The organism is Weissella sp. ESL1177 (assembly GCF_058107185.1).
Map to the genome: position 1 here is coordinate 1,607,874 of NZ_CM176591.1, position 19,065 is coordinate 1,626,938.

Annotated in this window: 19 protein-coding genes and 5 tRNA genes; 5 read left to right on the forward strand and 19 right to left on the reverse strand. The window is 38.2% G+C overall.

All coding sequences use genetic code 11. The features are described from left to right. Window positions 1-22: 22 nt before the first annotated feature. From AC3B5D_RS07845 to AC3B5D_RS07870, 6 genes are all read right to left on the reverse strand, one after another. Window positions 23-487: a SprT family protein gene (locus AC3B5D_RS07845; protein WP_489840574.1), complete on the reverse strand. Its 465-nt coding sequence runs from the start codon at window positions 485-487 to the stop codon at window positions 23-25. A 9-nt stretch (window positions 488-496) separates the two neighbouring features. Continuing rightward, window positions 497-1,258 (reverse strand): DUF975 family protein, encoded by a 762-nt coding sequence (locus tag AC3B5D_RS07850; protein ID WP_489840573.1) that lies wholly within the window; start codon window positions 1,256-1,258, stop codon window positions 497-499. Window positions 1,259-1,417: 159 nt separating this feature from the next. Further along, window positions 1,418-1,490: transfer RNA gene (locus AC3B5D_RS07855), tRNA-Gln, on the reverse strand. Window positions 1,491-1,602: 112 nt separating this feature from the next. Beyond that, window positions 1,603-1,675, reverse strand: a tRNA-Gln gene (locus AC3B5D_RS07860). A gap of 7 nt (window positions 1,676-1,682) precedes the next feature. Next, window positions 1,683-1,765 (reverse strand) — tRNA-Tyr (locus AC3B5D_RS07865). Between the two features lie 360 nt (window positions 1,766-2,125). After that, on the reverse strand, window positions 2,126-3,571 hold the full coding sequence (locus tag AC3B5D_RS07870; protein WP_489840572.1) for a peptide MFS transporter: 1,446 nt from the start codon (window positions 3,569-3,571) through the stop codon (window positions 2,126-2,128). Window positions 3,572-3,748: 177 nt separating this feature from the next. Here AC3B5D_RS07870 and AC3B5D_RS07875 point away from each other — a divergent pair, with 177 nt between their 5' ends. The 3 genes from AC3B5D_RS07875 to AC3B5D_RS07885 all read left to right on the forward strand — a co-directional run bounded on the left by AC3B5D_RS07875 (window position 3,749) and on the right by AC3B5D_RS07885 (window position 4,797). Then, the gene (locus AC3B5D_RS07875; RefSeq protein ID WP_489840571.1) at window positions 3,749-4,576 is read left to right on the forward strand and encodes a metallophosphoesterase; all 828 of its coding nucleotides are present in this window, start codon (window positions 3,749-3,751) and stop codon (window positions 4,574-4,576) included. 58 nt (window positions 4,577-4,634) lie between these two features. After that, a tRNA-Tyr gene (locus AC3B5D_RS07880) sits at window positions 4,635-4,717 on the forward strand. A gap of 7 nt (window positions 4,718-4,724) precedes the next feature. Next, window positions 4,725-4,797, forward strand: a tRNA-Gln gene (locus AC3B5D_RS07885). A 164-nt stretch (window positions 4,798-4,961) separates the two neighbouring features. On the opposite strand, the gene AC3B5D_RS07890 is transcribed toward AC3B5D_RS07885, so the two are convergent. Next, complete coding sequence (locus tag AC3B5D_RS07890; protein ID WP_489840570.1) at window positions 4,962-6,194, reverse strand: MDR family MFS transporter; 1,233 nt, start codon at window positions 6,192-6,194, stop codon at window positions 4,962-4,964. 194 nt (window positions 6,195-6,388) lie between these two features. Between AC3B5D_RS07890 and AC3B5D_RS07895 the strand changes: the two genes are divergently transcribed. Then, complete coding sequence (locus tag AC3B5D_RS07895; protein ID WP_489840569.1) at window positions 6,389-6,907, forward strand: DUF1836 domain-containing protein; 519 nt, start codon at window positions 6,389-6,391, stop codon at window positions 6,905-6,907. Window positions 6,908-7,013: 106 nt separating this feature from the next. Here the strand turns inward: AC3B5D_RS07895 and AC3B5D_RS07900 are convergent, their stop codons facing one another. The 10 genes from AC3B5D_RS07900 to mutY all read right to left on the reverse strand — a co-directional run bounded on the left by AC3B5D_RS07900 (window position 7,014) and on the right by mutY (window position 15,513). Beyond that, a complete protein-coding gene (locus AC3B5D_RS07900; protein WP_489840568.1) occupies window positions 7,014-8,135 on the reverse strand; it encodes a sensor histidine kinase in 1,122 nt (373 codons plus the stop codon). An 18-nt stretch (window positions 8,136-8,153) separates the two neighbouring features. Then, window positions 8,154-8,843 carry a response regulator gene (locus AC3B5D_RS07905; protein ID WP_489840567.1) on the reverse strand — a complete coding sequence of 230 codons (690 nt, stop codon included), beginning with the start codon at window positions 8,841-8,843 and terminating at the stop codon, window positions 8,154-8,156. 31 nt (window positions 8,844-8,874) lie between these two features. Beyond that, window positions 8,875-9,615, reverse strand: coding sequence for a DUF1129 domain-containing protein (locus AC3B5D_RS07910; protein WP_489840566.1), 741 nt, complete (start codon window positions 9,613-9,615; stop codon window positions 8,875-8,877). Window positions 9,616-9,626: 11 nt separating this feature from the next. Next, complete coding sequence (ychF, locus tag AC3B5D_RS07915; protein WP_489840565.1) at window positions 9,627-10,730, reverse strand: redox-regulated ATPase YchF; 1,104 nt, start codon at window positions 10,728-10,730, stop codon at window positions 9,627-9,629. 28 nt (window positions 10,731-10,758) lie between these two features. Further along, a complete protein-coding gene (locus tag AC3B5D_RS07920; protein WP_489840564.1) occupies window positions 10,759-10,944 on the reverse strand; it encodes a DUF951 domain-containing protein in 186 nt (61 codons plus the stop codon). An 11-nt stretch (window positions 10,945-10,955) separates the two neighbouring features. Continuing rightward, window positions 10,956-11,861, reverse strand: coding sequence for a ParB/RepB/Spo0J family partition protein (locus AC3B5D_RS07925; protein ID WP_489840563.1), 906 nt, complete (start codon window positions 11,859-11,861; stop codon window positions 10,956-10,958). Further along, complete coding sequence (locus AC3B5D_RS07930) at window positions 11,848-12,618, reverse strand: ParA family protein (protein ID WP_489840562.1); 771 nt, start codon at window positions 12,616-12,618, stop codon at window positions 11,848-11,850. The genes AC3B5D_RS07925 and AC3B5D_RS07930 overlap by 14 nt, the downstream gene beginning before the upstream one ends. Before the next feature lie 13 nt (window positions 12,619-12,631). Next, window positions 12,632-13,351 carry a 16S rRNA (guanine(527)-N(7))-methyltransferase RsmG gene (gene rsmG, locus AC3B5D_RS07935; protein WP_489840561.1) on the reverse strand — a complete coding sequence of 240 codons (720 nt, stop codon included), beginning with the start codon at window positions 13,349-13,351 and terminating at the stop codon, window positions 12,632-12,634. 129 nt (window positions 13,352-13,480) lie between these two features. Next, window positions 13,481-14,377, reverse strand: coding sequence for a ribonucleoside hydrolase RihC (gene rihC / locus AC3B5D_RS07940; RefSeq protein WP_489840560.1), 897 nt, complete (start codon window positions 14,375-14,377; stop codon window positions 13,481-13,483). Window positions 14,378-14,412: 35 nt separating this feature from the next. Further along, window positions 14,413-15,513 (reverse strand): A/G-specific adenine glycosylase, encoded by a 1,101-nt coding sequence (gene mutY, locus AC3B5D_RS07945; protein WP_489840559.1) that lies wholly within the window; start codon window positions 15,511-15,513, stop codon window positions 14,413-14,415. Window positions 15,514-15,638: 125 nt separating this feature from the next. On the opposite strand from mutY, the gene rpiA reads away from it, so the two are divergent. Further along, window positions 15,639-16,340, forward strand: coding sequence for a ribose-5-phosphate isomerase RpiA (rpiA, locus tag AC3B5D_RS07950; protein ID WP_489840558.1), 702 nt, complete (start codon window positions 15,639-15,641; stop codon window positions 16,338-16,340). A 250-nt stretch (window positions 16,341-16,590) separates the two neighbouring features. Here the strand turns inward: rpiA and AC3B5D_RS07955 are convergent, their stop codons facing one another. Then, window positions 16,591-17,823 carry a sensor histidine kinase gene (locus tag AC3B5D_RS07955; RefSeq protein WP_489840557.1) on the reverse strand — a complete coding sequence of 411 codons (1,233 nt, stop codon included), beginning with the start codon at window positions 17,821-17,823 and terminating at the stop codon, window positions 16,591-16,593. Next, window positions 17,823-18,518 (reverse strand): response regulator transcription factor, encoded by a 696-nt coding sequence (locus tag AC3B5D_RS07960; RefSeq protein WP_489840556.1) that lies wholly within the window; start codon window positions 18,516-18,518, stop codon window positions 17,823-17,825. The genes AC3B5D_RS07955 and AC3B5D_RS07960 overlap by 1 nt, the downstream gene beginning before the upstream one ends. Window positions 18,519-19,065: the final 547 nt, after the last annotated feature.

Consider the following 19,065-nt stretch of genomic DNA (forward strand, 5'->3'; position numbering starts at 1 on the left):
TCACCCTGTCCGGGTATTTTAATCAATTTTCTAAATAATAATATCCTACTAATTTTAGCGCTGTTTGACAGTCACCACAAACATAGCGCGCTAAATTAATACGACGTTGTCGATATATTTTATGACCATTTTGACAAACATAAAGCCAATATCGTTTTTCTTCATGGGGCTTAACAATACGTGGTGCATACCGTAACCCATGAACTTGTTGCAATAAATCTTTAAATGCTTGATCACGATGCATGTATGGCAGTTGTTGTCTATGCAAATGATAATGAACTAACTCATGTTTAATGATACCAACAAGGTTATCTAAATCAAAAGCTGACAACATCAATGGATTAATTTCAATATCATGACTGGTCAATAAATAACGGCCACCTGTTGTCCTCAACCGGTCATTAAACCTAGCTTGGTGTTCAAATGATCTTCCAAAAAACGCTTTAGATATTTTTTCAACCAATCGCTGTAAGTCTTGATCCGTCATAGTAACTCTTTACAGTTCATCATTTTCATCGAACGGCATCGTTCTCCGTTGCATAGGTTTTCCTGAACGAACCGCTAAATAGAATTCAGCCAAAGTTGCTTGATAGTATGGAATAACATAGATTGCTGCAATACCATAAGTCAACGAGACAAAAATCCACCAAAAAATAAAACTAATTTGTAACCAGAATAATTGCAACCGGTAACCACGCATCATTTCCTCAGATTTTTTTAAATATGATGTAATTGACGCAATTTCTCGACCAGCCTTCACATCCTCTGCGTATAACAGCGGGGCCTGTGAATACGAATAAGCTTTCAAAATACCTGGAATAATAAATACAAACGTCCACAAGACGGTGAAGATAAATCGTAATCCTAATAACACGACAATATCAACAATTGTTTTACCACTCCAAAAATGAAAACTAGTTTGGAAAGGTTTTTCAGGTCCCTTTTTTTGACGATGCCACTGCACAAACGCCCAAGTAATCCCTAATGTAAACACACCAAAAATAACTTCTGATAATAAACTCGTTGTAAAAATCTGCACTGCATACGAGAATGAGTTTGACAATAATTGTGATGAATACGCCATTGTTTCCGTATTCTTTGCTTGACTCATTGTGCCAGAAACTGCCTGATTATTATCTCGAACTGCGGTAACAATTTGCCAAATAATTAAGATAGCGGATAGCTTCACTGCTATACCAAAATTACTACCTTGCACATATGTTTTCGCTTGTTTTTTTAAATCGTAATTCGTTAACATAGATTACCTTTCATTTGTCAATTTCTATTAATTTTAACATAAATTAGTTACTAAATTAGCTATTTTACATCAGATTCTATATCACAAATTCTCCCTAACAAATGAAATAAACAACTAAAAAAAACACCTGTTTTAAGACAGATGTTTAACAATATATTACTGGGATAGCTGGATTCGAACCAGCGAATACACGGTACCAAAAACCGATGCCTTACCACTTGGCCATATCCCAATGTCATCAACTTAATTATTTTAGTGCAACCTGTTATTCATGTCAATACCATCATCTTTTATCAGACAAAATAAAAAGCCAACAAGCGTAATCGCTCATTGACCCTTTGTAGCTGGGATAGCTGGATTCGAACCAGCGAATACACGGTACCAAAAACCGATGCCTTACCACTTGGCCATATCCCAATAATAATGGGGGCTATAGGATTCGAACCTATGAACCCGAAGGAATGGATTTACAGTCCACCGCGTTTGACCGGACTTCGCTAAACCCCCATATTTCTGTCAGGCACTCTGTCCCGACAACTCTTATATCATACCAATTAAAAATGGAGAATGCAAGACTTTCTTTTAAGGTGCCCATGACGACCAAAACAAGTGACCGATTGATGATTAATTTTTAAAGTATTTATGATAAAAAGAATGTGACAAAAGACGGTTTGAAGCCGATTGTAACGATAATTGGGGGATTCTGGTTCGCAGTATAACGAAGAACCGGAAGCGCCTAATTGTTGTTACAGTAAGGCTTCAGTCTTTTGGAACACGTTTAAAGGCGCCAATCTACCAATCAAATTGATAGATCGACGCCCCGTTGCAGCTGGTTCATAACGATTGATGTGCCAACGCTTTATGACTCTATTTAATACCACTCATCAATCGCTTAATACGCGGTACCATGAATACTAATAAGACACCAAGAGCGACAGATGCCACACCAAACCATGTAAAGTAAGCAACTTCATTGTCAGCTGAATATAGTGTTACTAGCTGAGCATTTAATGCTGATCCTGCTGAAGAAGCCAAGAACCACATTGACATCATTTGTGACATAAAAGCTTTCGGTGCTAGCTTCGTGGTTACTGATAAACCAACGGGTGAAATAAGCATCTCACCAATAATAACTAGTGCCCACGAACCAACTAACCAAAGTGGTGATACTTTACCAGTAGTACCAAACAATGCTCCTGGTACAGCCATCAATAGGAATGATGCGCCAGCAAACATTAATCCCACAGCAAACTTCATTGGTGATGATGGCTGATTCTTTTGCCACTTTACCCATAACCAAGCAAAAAATGGTGTATAAAGCATAATGAACAAAGGATTCAACGATTGGAACCATGCCGCTGGGAACCAAGATGTGTCCACCCGTTCAGCAGCAAACGTTGCTAAAACAATTGATCCTTGTTCTTCGATTGCCCAAAACAATACTGCTGCTAAAAATAACGGAATATATGAATAAACACGTGACCGCTCATTTTTGGTTACCTTAGTAGACGTAATCATCAACACAAAGTACGAGATGGGTAAAATCACTGCCACAATCGTCAATAAATTAATATAACTTTGGAGACTATTCCAACCCATTAGATTCATTAAAATAATCACTAATATAAAGAAAATCACACCAAGAATAATTTTAACGACCAATGGTTTAATTTCTTCTTCTTGTAATGGATCCGGTGCATAATTTGAATCTTCATGAAGATGCTTACCACCAAAGTGATACTGTATCAACCCAAAAAGCATCCCAATTGCTGCTAGTGAGAAGCCGACATGGAAACCAATATTTTCTTGTGTCCAGCCAACCAATAATGGCGAAATAAATGACCCTAAATTAATACCAAACACAAAAATTGAAAAACCTGAATCACGTGAACTATCATTATCATCATATAATGAACCAACTAATGACGAGACATTAGGCTTTAGTAACCCTGTTCCAAGGACGATTAAAATCATTGAAACAAACATTGCAGTTGCCCCAAATGGTAGTGATAACGCAATATGCCCAAACATGATAAGGACACCACCCCAGAAGACTGTCCGTCGCTGTCCTAAAATACGATCAGCAATAAAGCCACCAATTACACCTGATAAGTAAACCATCGATGCATAAATCGCCATAATAGATGCAGCTGTGGCTCTAGAGATATTAAGATCACCAGTGCTAATTAAATGCCACATGTAGTATAACAAAATGGCTTTCATACCATAATAACTGAAACGTTCCCACATTTCGGTCATAAACAATGTTTTTAGACCATATGGTTGTCCCAGAAATTTCTTTTCCGTTTTCATAATCAAAAACTCCTTATTCATATCAACTGTTCTTCTACTCTGAACAACGTGATGTCAGATCACTCGTTAAAGTTTACTTGATTTTATAACTTTCGACAAGAACAACCAGCATCTTTCGCTAATTTTTTGCGACCTTGTTATAATCAAATGATGAACCCGGTAAAGAAAGGAGCGTTTATGACAAAAATTATCGTATCCAGTGACAATCACTTTGACGTCAACAAACAAGATATCGAAAAAGCTTTGACACAACAGATTACCACCCTAAACCAGCTACAACCAGATTACTATTTAATTGCTGGTGATTTATTTAATGATTTTGAAAAGTCTCTAAAATACGTTCATGCTTTACAACAAGCGCTTGCCTCAGATACACGAGTTCTTTTCATTGCTGGTAATCATGATATGGGTCGTAATATTGCCTTTTCTGAATTAGAAACACCCTTAGATACCAGCTATCTTCATAATCAGTATCTTGATATTCCTCAGACAAACTGGCGAATTATTGGTCATAACGGTTGGTATGATTACACTTTTGCCCCAAATGTTGCACCTGAGGCGATTGCCCGCTTTCGATCTGGCTTTTATTATGATCGCGTCATTGACCAACCAATGAGTGATATTGAACGAATGGCTCTTGGCCATTATCAAATGCAAGCGCTATTTGACGATGCCATGAAGCAACACAAACAAGTCATTTTCTTCACACACTTTGCGCCCATTAATGATGAGCTCTTTTATCCGCAAGATAATACACGCTGGACAATGGTCAACGGCGTTTTAGGATCAGCAAAAACGGGCGAATTACTAGCACATTACCCTAATATTCGTCATGTTTTCTATGGCCATATTCACGTCACTGTCCCCCCACGAGAAAAGGGATCACTCACTTATTATAATCCAAGCGTTGGTTATAATCGTCACCGTTTAAAAGAATGGACAGCTGATACATTTTATCAATCGTGGCGTAACAAAATTATACAAATAGTGTTGACAAACAAATAACTATTCTGTATAGTATATATTCGTTGAGTGATATCTTAATTACTTAAACGATACATATGGGGGTTTAGCGAAGTCCGGTTAAACGCGGTGGACTGTAAATCCATTCCTTCGGGTTCATAGGTTCGAATCCTATAGCCCCCATCATTATTGGGATATGGCCAAGTGGTAAGGCATCGGTTTTTGGTACCGTGTATTCGCTGGTTCGAATCCAGCTATCCCAGCTACAAAGGGTCAATGAGCGATTACGCTTGTTGGCTTTTTATTTTGCACATTTCTCCACATAATTATAATACCCCCTTTTATTACACAAAAAAACTGTTAACCGACCATACTAAATGGATCGATTGACAGTTTTACTGCTATAACGCGTTACTTTTAATCATAACTAATTTTCAGTTTTAAAATGCGCTGGCATTTTAGCCGCCTTCACAATTGTACCAATCGCAATAAATGTACCCAACATCAAGATAGTAGCCATACCGAGATCATTGGTAAACTGTGATAACGATACCATCAAACCTGAAAGGATATTTCCAACTGGGCGTGTTGCTGAAAAGGCACCAGAATAAGCACCGATCTGAACTGGATTCATCATGTCAGCACGCATTGTTTGGCTAGATGGTACATTAATGATTTCACCTAATGTAAAGACAAATGAAATAAATACCAATGGCCAAAAATCACGTAACAAGAAAGAAACAGCAAAACCAAGTCCTTGTAAGAAAGTGCCAATCGCAAAGCTTCGTAATAATGGCCAACGGTTTGTATAGCGATTAATAGCATTCATTGCTAACACAATGACAACGGTATTAATAACCAACATAAAGGAAAGCATTCGTTGACCATAAAAATGAATCCCTACAAATGTATAATCATGGAAATACTGTGTTAGATGAGCCGCTAAATAGAAATCTGGTTGTGAATAAATAACAACTGAAAAAATAGAACCAAACATAAATAGCACATATCGTTTGTCTGATAATACTTGTCCGTATGATTTTACCGCACTCCAGACCGATGAATTAGCTTGCACATTCGTCATATCCAGAGTTTCAGACATACCAAATTTCACAATTGCAGCATTGATCAAACCCACCACCGTTGAACCCAATAACAATTCGAAAAGATAGTCTCGGAAAAACCATCCACCAATTGCGGCACCTAACATGACACCAATATTAATTACCCAATAAATCAGGGCATAAACAAATTTCCTATTTTTTACTGTTGAGGCATCAATCATCATCGCTTGTTCTGCTGGATCTGATAACGAAGCACCAATTGACGCCATTAAAAACCCAATAAAAGTGATATATGGATTTGTATACCAAGGTGCATTGACTAACATCGCCAGACCATAGCCCGTAATAATTAATACCGAACCAACCAGGATTGTCCGTTTACGGCCCCACACATCTGATAAATGGCCACCATAAAGTCCAGCAATAAAACCAGCAACTGAAACAACCATTAATAAAAATCCCGAAACAAATGCACCAAAGTATTGCACATAATAAATTGTCATATTGGGGCCAATCGAACTACCTAATAGAACTGTTAAAAACACAGTCAACGTTCTTAACTTCAAATTTCGATTAAGCGCCATAAATTCCTGCATAACCTTTACCCCTTAGCCCATAAATTCAAATTGTTTCTATGTTACCACAAGCTAACGACCATTGTCGCACGAAAATAGCTTCCGTTGTTTCATTTAACAGTATTTTAGTCTATGGATTACTAACATTTAGTTTTACAGTCTAGATGTGATATAATTGCCCCTATAAACAAGGAAAAGATACGAGGCTGCTAACTATGACGATAACTAATTTAAAAAAAAATAATTTTGAGGACATCATTTTCCCATATTGGGATGATTTGCCTAATTTTGATTTGTACATGGATCAAGTTGTAGAATTTATCAACAAAGTATTAGCACCACTTGAGATGCCAACCGTAACCTCTACAATGATCAACAACTATGTGAAGAAAAAGATGATTTTAGCACCAATTAAAAAGAAGTATCAAACGCTACAGGTTGCTGATATTTTAATCATTTCGTTACTAAAACCTATTTTTTCATTAGATCAAATTCGTGCAGCAATCGATCAAATCACAGCAGATGATTATCCTAAGAATGCATATAATTCATTTGTTGATACATTGCTGGGCTTTTTCAAAAACCCAACCAGTACGCCAACTGAAGGATCATCATTAGAAACACAACTCATGCAATCTGCTGCTAGTGTTTTATTCCATAAATTAGAAGCCGAAAAAATATTAGCCACATTACAAGCACAGCACCCTATCAAAGAAGTACCAACAACGAAATAATTTGACTGTTACGCGTGTGATAAAAGCTATTTAAAGAGCCGTGAATCTACCCATTTTAATCTGGTAGATTCACGGCTCTAGTAATATAATTAATTGATTAATTTTACTATTCGCCACTTTCTTCTTCCGGTGTTAAAGGCAATAAAATAATAAAGCTTGTCAAATCATCATTTGATTCAACACGCACTTGACCACCATGAGCATTAATCACACCATTAACAATCGCCAAGCCAAGTCCTGTTCCACCTGTTTTGGTATTACGAGAACTTTCCACACGATAAAATCGATCAAATAACCGCTTGATTGATTCTGCTGGAATTTTCGCACCATTATTTGTCACTCGAATTTCAACTTGATTATCTGCCACCTGTTTTGCAGACAAACGAACAAATGTGGCACCTTCACCATACTTTAATGCATTATTGATAAGATTCATAAAGACGCGTGCCAAGCGATCTGGATCACCCACCATTTCAATAACTGTCGGATTAGATACTGCTGAAATGACAACACCCTTTTGTTTCGCTTCTAATTCATAATTAACAGCCAACTGCTGTAACATGGCAGCTAAGTCTAATGGTGCCCAATGTAATTTAAAATCAACTTGATGTACCTGTGTGTAATCAAATAAATCTTCTACTAGAGATTTCATTTGTCCTGATTTATCAAAAGCTGTTTGTGCGTATTTCATAATATCAGCACGGCTCAATTTTTGTTGACCATTATCGTTAATAATCAACCCAAGATAACCCAAAATAGAAGTTAATGGTGTCCGTAAATCATGTGAAACATTAGTCACCATTTCATCCTTTGATCGTTCAATTTCATGTTCTTCAACCATTGTCCGTTGAGCAGCTTCAAACACATCGTTCACATTCTGAACTAATGGTCGTAACCGTCTACCCCAATGATTAACTGCCAATCCTGCGCTTTTTGTATCGCTAACTTGTGGTACTAACTCATGTACCGCAAAAATCAATTCCGCCAACTTCATCTGTTCATAAAATTGCCAAAAAAAGCCCAACCAAATAACTAATAAAATGACACCGACAGCAACGACCAATATTGGCGACTGTCTAGTAACTAAGATTAATTCTGACCAGACATTAGTAGCCTGCCAACTTGGTTGAATGATGAGAATCAAACCAATCCCCATGCATACAAAAAGCAGGGCAGAAACCACTGCTTTGACCATTAGCATCAGCCAATTCAGCATTTTTTGTTTCATCCCCACTGCCTTTCTTAATTAAAGTACTTCGATCTTGTAGCCAACACCCCATACTGTTTGGACAACTTGGTTACCACCGGTAGCAGCTTCCAATTTATCACGTAGATGTGACACATGGACCATGACTGTTTTTGCTGAGACAACTGATTCTTGTTGCCAAACGCGTTCAAAAATATCGTCTGCACTAAACACCCGATTTGGATGTGACGCAAGTAAATATAAAATACCAAATTCTAGTGCTGTTAAATTGATATCAACACCATCAGCTGTTCGCACTTCATGACTATCTTTATTAATCGTCAAGGGACCAACATCTAATACTTCTGGCGTTGCTTGTGCCAAACCATTTTGTGCTCGTCTGAGCAAAGCACGCACTCGTGCCATCACTTCTAATGGATTGAATGGTTTTGTCACATAATCATCTGCACCCGTAATAAGACCCTGGATTTTATCCATCGCTCCTGACTTAGCCGATAGCAATAAAATAGGCACTGGATTATCTTTACGAACTTCCTTCAAAACTTCTGTACCACTCATTTCGGGCATCATAATATCTAAAATAATTAAACCGATATCAGGATTTGTCCGAATCTTTGTCATGGCTTCTTTACCATCGCTAGCAATTACTGGCTCATAGCCTTCGTTTTTGACGTAGATTTCTAGTAATTCAGCAATTTCATGATCATCATCAACAATCAAAATCTTCATTAATCTACCCTCGTTGCTTCCTTTTGGCTACTTATTTTTTAGACTGTGGCTGTGTATTTGTACCTAGGAAACCACCACGAATACCGGTCTTTGCACGCCAATAGCGGAATCCGAAGAAGGCAATAACGGCAAAAACAATGTATAACCATCCTGGCAACAAAGGATTAATAATTGCAGGCAAATAGGCAAGGCCAAGATATGCCAAGAACCAAATTGCAAAGGCCACCACTGAGACAATCGCTTTTTTCCAAAATGACACATGCTTACCATCTTTACGTGGTGCAATAGTTAAAGTAACTGCTGCGAAGAAGACACCACCCAATACTGAAGTTAGTACTAATGACGTAATCCCTGCTGCACCAGCCGAACCGTTTGAAGCGCCAGCACCACTGAAAAGTAATGTTAACCCAAACATAAAACTGAACATCATAAAGAAGGCAATCCCATTATCAATTGCCAATGGCCAAAAACCATAGCTCGCATAGCCACGTCCAGCTTCACTCTTTTCCTCTGCTTCAGTTTTTAAGCCCATTGCTTCAGCTGGTGAATTGTATAATTGCTTTGCTGTCACACCCGTTTTTTGTGCTGTTAATAATTTTGCACCAACCTCGGTAATCAGTTGAGCCTTTGATTCATCGCCATTTGCAATAATGACCATCTGACGGATAAACTCTTGATTACGCCTTGTTAACCCAGAAGTTGCGAGTTCTTTTACCGTCGGTAGTGTAGGCTCTGGCACCTGTGGTTGTGTTTGTTCCTTTGACTCTGTCATATTTCCCCCAATTAAACATTGAACAAGAATTCGATAATATCACCATCTTGCACAACATATTCCTTTCCTTCTGAACGACGACGACCAGCCTCTTTAATCGCCTTCATTGATGCATACTTATCTAAATCTTCGAATGAAACTGTTTCAGCGCGAATAAAACCGCGCTCAAAATCTGAGTGAATAACACCCGCTACCTGGGGTGCCTTCATGCCAGCACGAAATGTCCAAGCACGTGTCTCCTTACCACCAGCCGTAAAGAAGGTCCGCAAATCAAGCATATGATAGGCAGCTCGAATCAATCGATTTAACCCAGGTTCCGTGATGCCTTGTAATGCCATAAATTCAGACTTATCATCATCATCCATTTCCGCAATCTCTTCTTCAGCCCGAGCAGAAATACCAATGACACCAGCACCTTCTGTTTCAGCATATTGCTTAATTTGTTGGTAATATTCAGATGATTCAGGATCAGCCATGTCATCTTCGGCAACATTTGCAACGTATAGTACTGGCTTTGATGTTAGTAAGAATAAATTATGAATGATTTTTTGTTCATCGTCATCCCATTCGATAGAACGGGCAGGTTTACCCGCTTCCAAAGCTGGTTTCAATTGATCCAAAACGGCTAATTCTGCAATAGCTTCTTTATCTTTGGCAGACTTAGCTGTTTTTTCCACACGACTATAACGCTTATCAATTGATTCTAAATCAGCCAACACCAATTCGGTATTAATGGTTTCAATATCATCCAATGGATCAACTTTACCAGAAACATGTGTAATATCATCGTCATCAAAAGCTCGTACAACATGCACAATCGCGTTCACTTGACGAATATTCTCTAAGAACTTATTGCCAAGTCCTTCTCCTTGTGAAGCGCCTTTCACAATTCCCGCAATATCTGTAAATTCAAAAGTCGTTGGCACAACTTTGTCTGCTGGAATCAACTCTTGAATACGATCCAAACGATCGTCAGGTACCTCAACCATACCAACATTTGGTTCAATTGTCGCAAATGGATAATTAGCCATTTCCGCACCGGCCTTTGTAATTGCGTTAAACAAAGTCGACTTACCAACATTTGGCAAGCCAACAATTCCTGCTGTAAGAGCCATTTTATTTACCTATCTCTCTTTTCATTCATTAATCTTGTGTATTTTGTAAGACACGTTTAAATCGTTTATCAAAATCATGACGTGTCATAACGACTTGGTGTTGACAACCTTGACAGACAATTTTCATATCAGCACCAACTCGTGTAATCTGCCATTTATTAACACCGCATGCATGTGGTTTTTTCATTTCAACAATATCATGTAAGTTATACATCACTGCCTCCATTATCCCTTATCTAAATCAATGCCTAAGGTTTCGAAAATACGATTTAAATCTTCATCTGACAAATAAGTGATCTCGATTTTACCAGCGCCTTTACGATTACGTGTCATATGAACTTTCGTACCAAACTTATTTTCCAAAGCAGTTGTTGAAGCTTTGATATATGGTGACAAACTTGGTTGACTTTTCACTGGTTCAGATTGTTCATTAAGTTTATTCACTAATTGTTCTAATTGCCGAACCGTCATTCCTTCTGTAATGGCTCGCTTAGCAACTGGCACAATACGTCGCTTATTACGTAAACCCAATAATGTTCGTGCCTGTCCCATTGATAATTTGCCTTCATTCAGCAAATCTTTTACTTCATCGGGCAAATTTAACAAGCGCAAAAAGTTTGCGACCGCCGAACGAGCTTTTCCTAACCGCTTAGCGACTTGTTCTTGCGTTAAATGCAAGCCATCCATCATATCACGATAGGCTTGCGCTTCTTCTAAGGGAGTCAGATCTTCACGTTGTAAATTTTCAAGAATCGCTGCCTGCAACATTTGATTATCATCTAATTTACGGACAATTGCTGGAATCTCAGTTACTTGTGCTAACTGTGATGCTCGCCACCGACGCTCACCAGCAAGCAGTTCATACTGACTACTATCTTGAGGATTATGACGGACAATAACCGGTTGCAACACGCCATTTTGTTTAATCGATTCTGCTAATTCCTGTAGCTTTTCCTCGTTAAAAACATGTCGTGGTTGAAATGGATTAGCAACCATCTTTTCAACCGCAATATCTCGCACTTCATCACCAGTTGCCACTGAAGTATCAAGACCCTGATCAGCAAACAAAGCTCCTAAGCCACCACCTTTTTTACCAAGGCCACCTAAACCTGTTTTTTTAGATTTCACCATGAGATGTCAGGACCTCCTTTGCTAATTGTGTATAAACTTCTGCCCCTTTAGACTTAGGGTCATAGTCAATAATCGCCATACCGCGTGATGGTGCTTCTGATAAACGGACATTACGTGGAATAACAGTGTCATAAACCTCGCTACCAAAGTACTCACGAACATTTTCAATAACATCAGCAGACAAATTTGTCCGTGGATCCACCATCGTCATTAAGACCCCTTCAACTTCCAAATCCGGATTAAAATGCTTTTTCACTAGTTTCATGTTATTCATCAATTGTCCCAAACCTTCTAGCGCATAATACTCTGCCTGGACAGGAATTAGAATCGAATCAGCTGCTGAAAAAGTATTAATGGTCACCAGTCCTAATGAAGGTGGATTATCAATTAAAATGTAGTCATATTGTTCACGAATGTCACCAAGCGCATTTTTCAAGCGTAATTCACGTGCCATCACTGGCGCTAACTCTAATTCCGCACCAGCCAACCGAATTGTTGCTGGTACAATATCAACACCTTCATGTGAAGTTGGTAAAATAACATCTTCTAACGGTACATCGTTAATTAATACATCATAAATATCTTGCGAAATATTTGACTTATGTACACCTGTACCTGAAGTCGCATTCCCCTGGGCATCAGTATCAATGATGAGTACTTTTTTACCAAAGGTTGCTAATGATGCAGCCAAATTGACAGTAGTCGTTGTTTTACCAACACCACCTTTTTGGTTTGCCAATGCAATAATGTGTCCCATTACTTTCCCCTTCCTACAGTGGCTTACGCGCTGGATCTCCCGGTTTCCGTGGATAACGATTAGGTGTGGCCACTTTTTTATGAATGATAATAATTGATCGTGGATCACCATTTGGTAAATTAACTGGGATCGTTTCACCAATCTTGCCACCCAATTTTGTTATGGCATCTTTTGCCTCAATTAATTCTTCATCGGCAGCACTACCTTTCATGGCTAAAAGTGCTCCCCCAACTTTAACAAGCGGTAGCGTTAATTCACCCAATACATTTAATCTCGCAAGCGCTCGTGCAGTTGCAACGTCATATTGCTCACGGTGTGGTGATTTCTTATGGCCAAACTCTTCCGCACGAGCATGAACAACTGTTACATTTGATAGTCCAAGTTCTGTGACTAATTCTTGTAAAAATTTAATTCGCTTGTTAAGTGCATCAATAATCGTAATTTTCAATTGTGGAAAGGCTATTTTCAATGGTAATGACGGAAAACCTGCTCCTGCACCAACATCAATCATATGAAGCGCTTCAGTCTGTAACTTTGGATAGGCCCAAGCTAAAGTCAGTGAATCAAAAAAATGCTTTAAATACACTTCATCGCGCTCTGTAATAGCAGTTAAATTCATATGTTCATTCACCGCTACTAAACGATTATAGTATGTTTGATATTGTGACAATTGTTTATCATCTAAAATAACGTTTTTTTCGCGTAGTGCCGCCGCAAATTCTTCGGGATTCATTATCTTTCTCCAAACTGATTCCAATACTAAAAGAATACCGCAAAATGCCTATCTATTCAATAGATTGACGTGGTTGAATCTAAAAAACAAGGTGTTAATGTTCCACGTGAAACACCAACACCTATGCCATTAAATCGCTGAAATTTTGTTTATAAACCAATTATTAAATGCTATAACATCTACAGATGTTGCCACGCTAACATTTGTCGCTGAATTTTCATGGACAACAGTTGCTCCCATGGCTGGTCCTTCTGTGACAACAGTCACTTGATAGTCATGAAATTGAAAGGATTCTGGATGCGCTAGATAAAACAATGTATTCACATCATGCATCGGTTTTGCACCATCTTCATCGTCTGCATAGTATTTAAATAATGACTGAAGCATTTTACCTGTTTGATTGATTTCACCTAATTTATCAATGTTTTCTTTACTTAATAACGCCTGTAAAGTCACATTTAAACCAATCATTTTTATTGATAATCCTGATTCGAATAATATCTTTGCTGCATGGGGATCAGTATACACATTAAACTCAGCAACACTCGTTATATTGCCTTTTCCTAAAGATCCGCCCATCACAACGACCTGTTTTATTTTAGGCAATATTTCTGGATACATCCGAATCAATAATGCGATATTCGTAAAGGCTCCTGTTGCAACAAGCGTTAAAGGTTCTTCACTCTTACTTAAGACATCATGAATTGCTGTCACTGCATGTTCAGTTAAAGGCTTGCTGGTCACAGGTGGAAATGTCCAGCCAGCCATACCTGATTTACCATGAATATCCGCCGCGTCTTCATATTTTTTGATTAAAGGACGAGTAGCGCCAGCAGCAACAGATACAGTCGCTGATTTGTGAAAAAATTCCACTAATCGTAGTGCATTACGCGTTGTCTTATCAACTGACACATTACCAGCAACCGTTGTTAACAATTGTACTTCAAAGGTATCGTCTGTTAATGCAATTGCAATCGCAGCTGCATCATCAATTCCTGGATCCATATCCAATAATATTTTTTCCATTATTTTGTCCACCTGTTTTCATTATTCATAAACGCCTACTTTAAACGTTGCCATATTTTTTCTTGTATTTTTGGTTGTGGATCTTTTTGACTATCCGCCATCGTTTGCCATTTACCACGTGTTAATCGTTGTGCACTCACTTCAGCGGTTAAAATGGTAACGGTCCACTTTAAATGTGTATAAACATGTGTTACTGGTCGCCCAGGTAACTTCTTTAAATTAGCCACGATACCATAATCCATCGCTAATCGTTTTTGCGTTGCTTGAATCATTTCATCTTCTGTCCAATTCGCGTCTGTGTCCTGTACGAAATCTGTTAATGGATATAACGGCATCGTCCAAAAATGACTCAATAAGCCATTTGCTGGTCGTTGTTCCCATAAGTAACCAACAGGTGACTGAACTGCAATGGCAAAATAAGTCACAGGCTTTGGCTTGGGTGTCTTGGTTTTCACTGGATAAAAGTCTTCAGTGCCATCTAAATATGCCGCATTAAATGCTTTTACTGGTGAATGTTCACTATCATAATTCTTAGCACTCATATAAGATGACCCTAAATCCATTATCGCTTGATTAAAATCTCCAGGTCGTTGTGGATCAATAATTTTTTTACCAACATCAAAGAAAATTTGTCGCGTTTTGGTTTGTGCAATATCTGCATCAATTTTAAATAACCGTGCCAAAACACGAAAAGCATTCCCGTCAATTGCTGGTACGGGTTCATTGAATGAAATGCTTGCAATCGCAGCTGCTGTATATGGGCCAATGCCAGCCAATTTTTGCAAATCCTGCATATTATTAGGCCAAACTGCTGCATACTCATTAACAACTTGTTGGGCAGCTTTTTGCATATGACGAACACGTGAGTAATATCCCAAACCTTCCCATGTTTTCAACAATACTTGCTCTGGTGCATTTGCTAAATCACTGATTGTTGGAAAGGTTGCCATAAATCTTTCAAAATACGGTATCACGGTTTGTACTTGTGTCTGTTGTAGCATAATCTCAGACACCCAAACATGGTAAGGTTCATGATCCTGTCGCCAAGGCAAATCTGCCCGACCTTCTCGATCATACCATTGTAATAAAGTCTGTCTAAACGCGTTAATTTTTTCTTCGTGCCACATCTCGATCATGACATTTTGCCACCTTTTTTAAAAGTTATTTACCTAGTGTAACATTTTCTAACCTGAGATTTGCCTAACTCACTGATAATGAGAGATAATAGTGTTATAAAAAATAAGAAAGAGGCATTATCATTATGGCAGATCAAACTGCACTTAAAAAAATGGCTGGGTACCGTGCAGCTGAGTTCGTTGAAGATGGTATGGTCGTTGGTATCGGTTCTGGTTCAACAATCGCTTATGTCATCGAAGCTTTGGGGAAACGTGTCGCAGAAGAAGGTTTAAATATTAAAGGAGTGCCAACCTCTGATAAAACTCGTCGTACAGCAGCAAAACTTGGCATTCCAATGCATAACGTTGATGATGTTGATCACATCGATTTAACAATCGACGGTGCCGACCAAATTGACAAGAATTTTGCTGCTATTAAAGGTGGTGGTGCTGCATTACTTTGGGAAAAAATTGTTGCCGTCAATTCACGACGTAATATTTGGGTCATCGATGATACTAAACTAGCCCCACAATTGACTCATTATTTGCCAGTTGAAATTATTCCCTATGGTGCCGATCAATTGTTCAAGCGTCTACAATACGCTGGTTATCAACCAACATGGCGTTTAGATCAGAACGGTAATCCCGTGCGCACGGATTCAGCTAATTATTTATTTGATCTCCATTTTGATAAAATGCCTGACCCATTTAAATTAGGTCGTGAATTAGCTAGCATGGTTGGTGTTGTCGAACATGGCTTATTTTTAAATGTGGTTGACCAGGTTGTTGTTGGGCGTCAAGATGAAACGGTTGAGATATTCGATTCACATCCCCAGCCCTTAATTTAAAGTAATCACTATTCAAAACGAGAGTAAGACAAAAGGGGCTGAGACATAAATCGTTATAATCAGCGGAAAAAGGCGCTAATCTATCAATTTTGATTGGTAGATTAGCGCCTTTAAACGTGTTCCAAAAGACTGAAGCCTTACTGTAACAACAATTAGGCGCTTCCGGTTCTTCGTTATACTGTGAACCAAAATCACCTAATTGTTGTTACAATCGGCTTCAAAACGTCTTTTGTCACACTATCTTTTTTAACTACGTATTTTTTTGACTTTTAGGAATTAAAATCTTAAAGATTGTCCCATGTGGTTGATTGTCCAAAATATCAATCGTACCGCGATGACCTTGTACAACCCACTTTGCAATGGCCAAGCCAAGCCCATGACCACCCGTTGAACGTGATCGGGCTTTATCAATTCGATAGAAACGATCAAACAGATGCTTCTTATCTTCATCTGACACACCCTTACCAGTATCAGCAACCATAATTTTAATATTGTTATTCGTTGCTGCTGCCGAAATTGTCACGCTAGCACCCTCACCAGCATACTTTTGCGCATTATCAGTCAGGATTACTAATAATTGACGTAATCGTTGTGCATCACCAACAATTGACAATGTTTCTGGTACATCAACTGATAATGTCTGATTCTTTTCATTAGCATTATATTCATAGATATCACCAACTTCACGAACGGTTTTTGCAAGATCCATTTCCTCAAAAGCAAACATTGGAATATCTGCATCAGCTTGTGACAATGTCAATAAGTCACCAGTTAAATGATTTAAATGGCGCACTTCAGTCAAGGCATTAGCAACACTTTCAACTTGATCCATCACGGTATCATTTGGATGTTCAAGCATCCGTTCCAAATTATTTTGAATAACTGTCATTGGTGTTTTAAATTCGTGGGCTGCATCAGCCACGAAGGTCCGTTGTTGGTTCCAAGATCGAATGATCGGTCGCATATTCGCGCGCGTTAATGCTATACCCATTAATAACAAGGCCAACTCAGACAACACATAAATCCAAAACAATCGTGTCTGATATGATTCTACCAATGCATGTTCAGTTGTGACATCAACATAAGCTAATTCATTACCATGTCGATTAAAGAAATACCAACTACCACGATATTGACGTAAATAAACATGGTTTGCTTTAGGTAATTTTAACGTTCTTTTAAAAGAATCAACATAATCAGTAATTTGTGCCGTTTCAGTTTGAACAACTGGCCGGTCAAAACGATTTGCAGGTACTTGAAATGCTCGCCCGACTCTAGACTGAGCATTGCCATACATCACCGTCCGAAATTGACTAATTGAAAAAGTACCAATCAAAACAAACACTAAGGTAAACCCAACGACCATTAGGATAGTCATTTTAACTTGCTGTGACAGCGAAGTGCGGATTCTTTGCAGCCACTTCGGTAATTTCAACTTTCTTAAACGAATGTGACGTGTCTTCGTTGACTTTTTGTTTGTCATTATTCCTCAGTTGTTGCGTTTAATGTGTAACCCACATTACGCAATGTTTTGATATTAACTTGGGCCTCCGCTTGACGCAAGTTCTTACGTAAATTAGACATATAAACTTCAACAACTGTTAGTGACGTATCAGAATCAAATCCCCATAGTCGATCAAAAATTTGATCTTTCGTAACAATCTGACCAACGTGTTGTACTAAATAAACTAACAGACCAAACTCACGTCCTTGCAAACTAACTTCTTGGCCATCAACTAAAACTTTATGTTGATCCACAAAGATTTGTACATTGCCAACTTCCAAGGCGCCATCTTGACCTAGAACACCTGTATGACGAAGTAACGTCTTCAAACGTGCTAATAATTCTTCTTTATAAAATGGTTTCGTAATATATTCATCAGCACCTAAATCAAATCCTTGCATTTTATCTGCCAATTCACCCTTAGCAGTTAACATTAAGATTGGTAGATTTGGAAATTGTTCTTTTGCTTTCTTTAAAATCGTAAAACCGTCTTGTCCAGGTAACATGACGTCTAAAATAACAGCATCATAGACCCCAGATTCAATTTCAAACCATCCCTCATCACCATCATGAACTTGAACGACTTCACCTAACTCAGCAATTGTTTCCCTCACTGTATCATTCAACGCATAGTCATCTTCGACAACTAATAATTTAATCGTGTTTTCTGTCATAATGTACCCCTTTTTGCACTTGGTTATTTCGTTATGGTTAATATAGTCGCTGAACCTTAAAAACTACCTATCTTTAGCTTACCTTAACCTTAAATATTTAAGGTTTACGCTTTAAATTATAAATCACTTATGCTAACAAAAAAAGCAACCGTTCTTTAAAATTCACACCATTTTCGAAAAATAACACATTGCGTAACATAAATGATTTCACCTGTTGATCGATATTAAAAGACAAAAGACGTTCTAACTAGCTGAAAAAGCGTCAATCTATCAACTTAATTGGTAGATTGACGCCCTTAAACGTGTTTCAAAAGACTGAAGCCTTACTGTAACAACCATTGGGCGTTTCCGGTTCTTCGTCATCCTATGAACCAAAATCACCTAATTATCGTTACAATCGGCTTCAAAACGTCTTTTGTCGCACTCTATTTAAACATGTTTCAAAAGACTGAAGCCTTACTATAACAACCATTAGGCACTTCCGGTTCTTCGCTATCCTATGAACCAAAATCACCTAACCATCTAAAATACCACATAATCATCATTC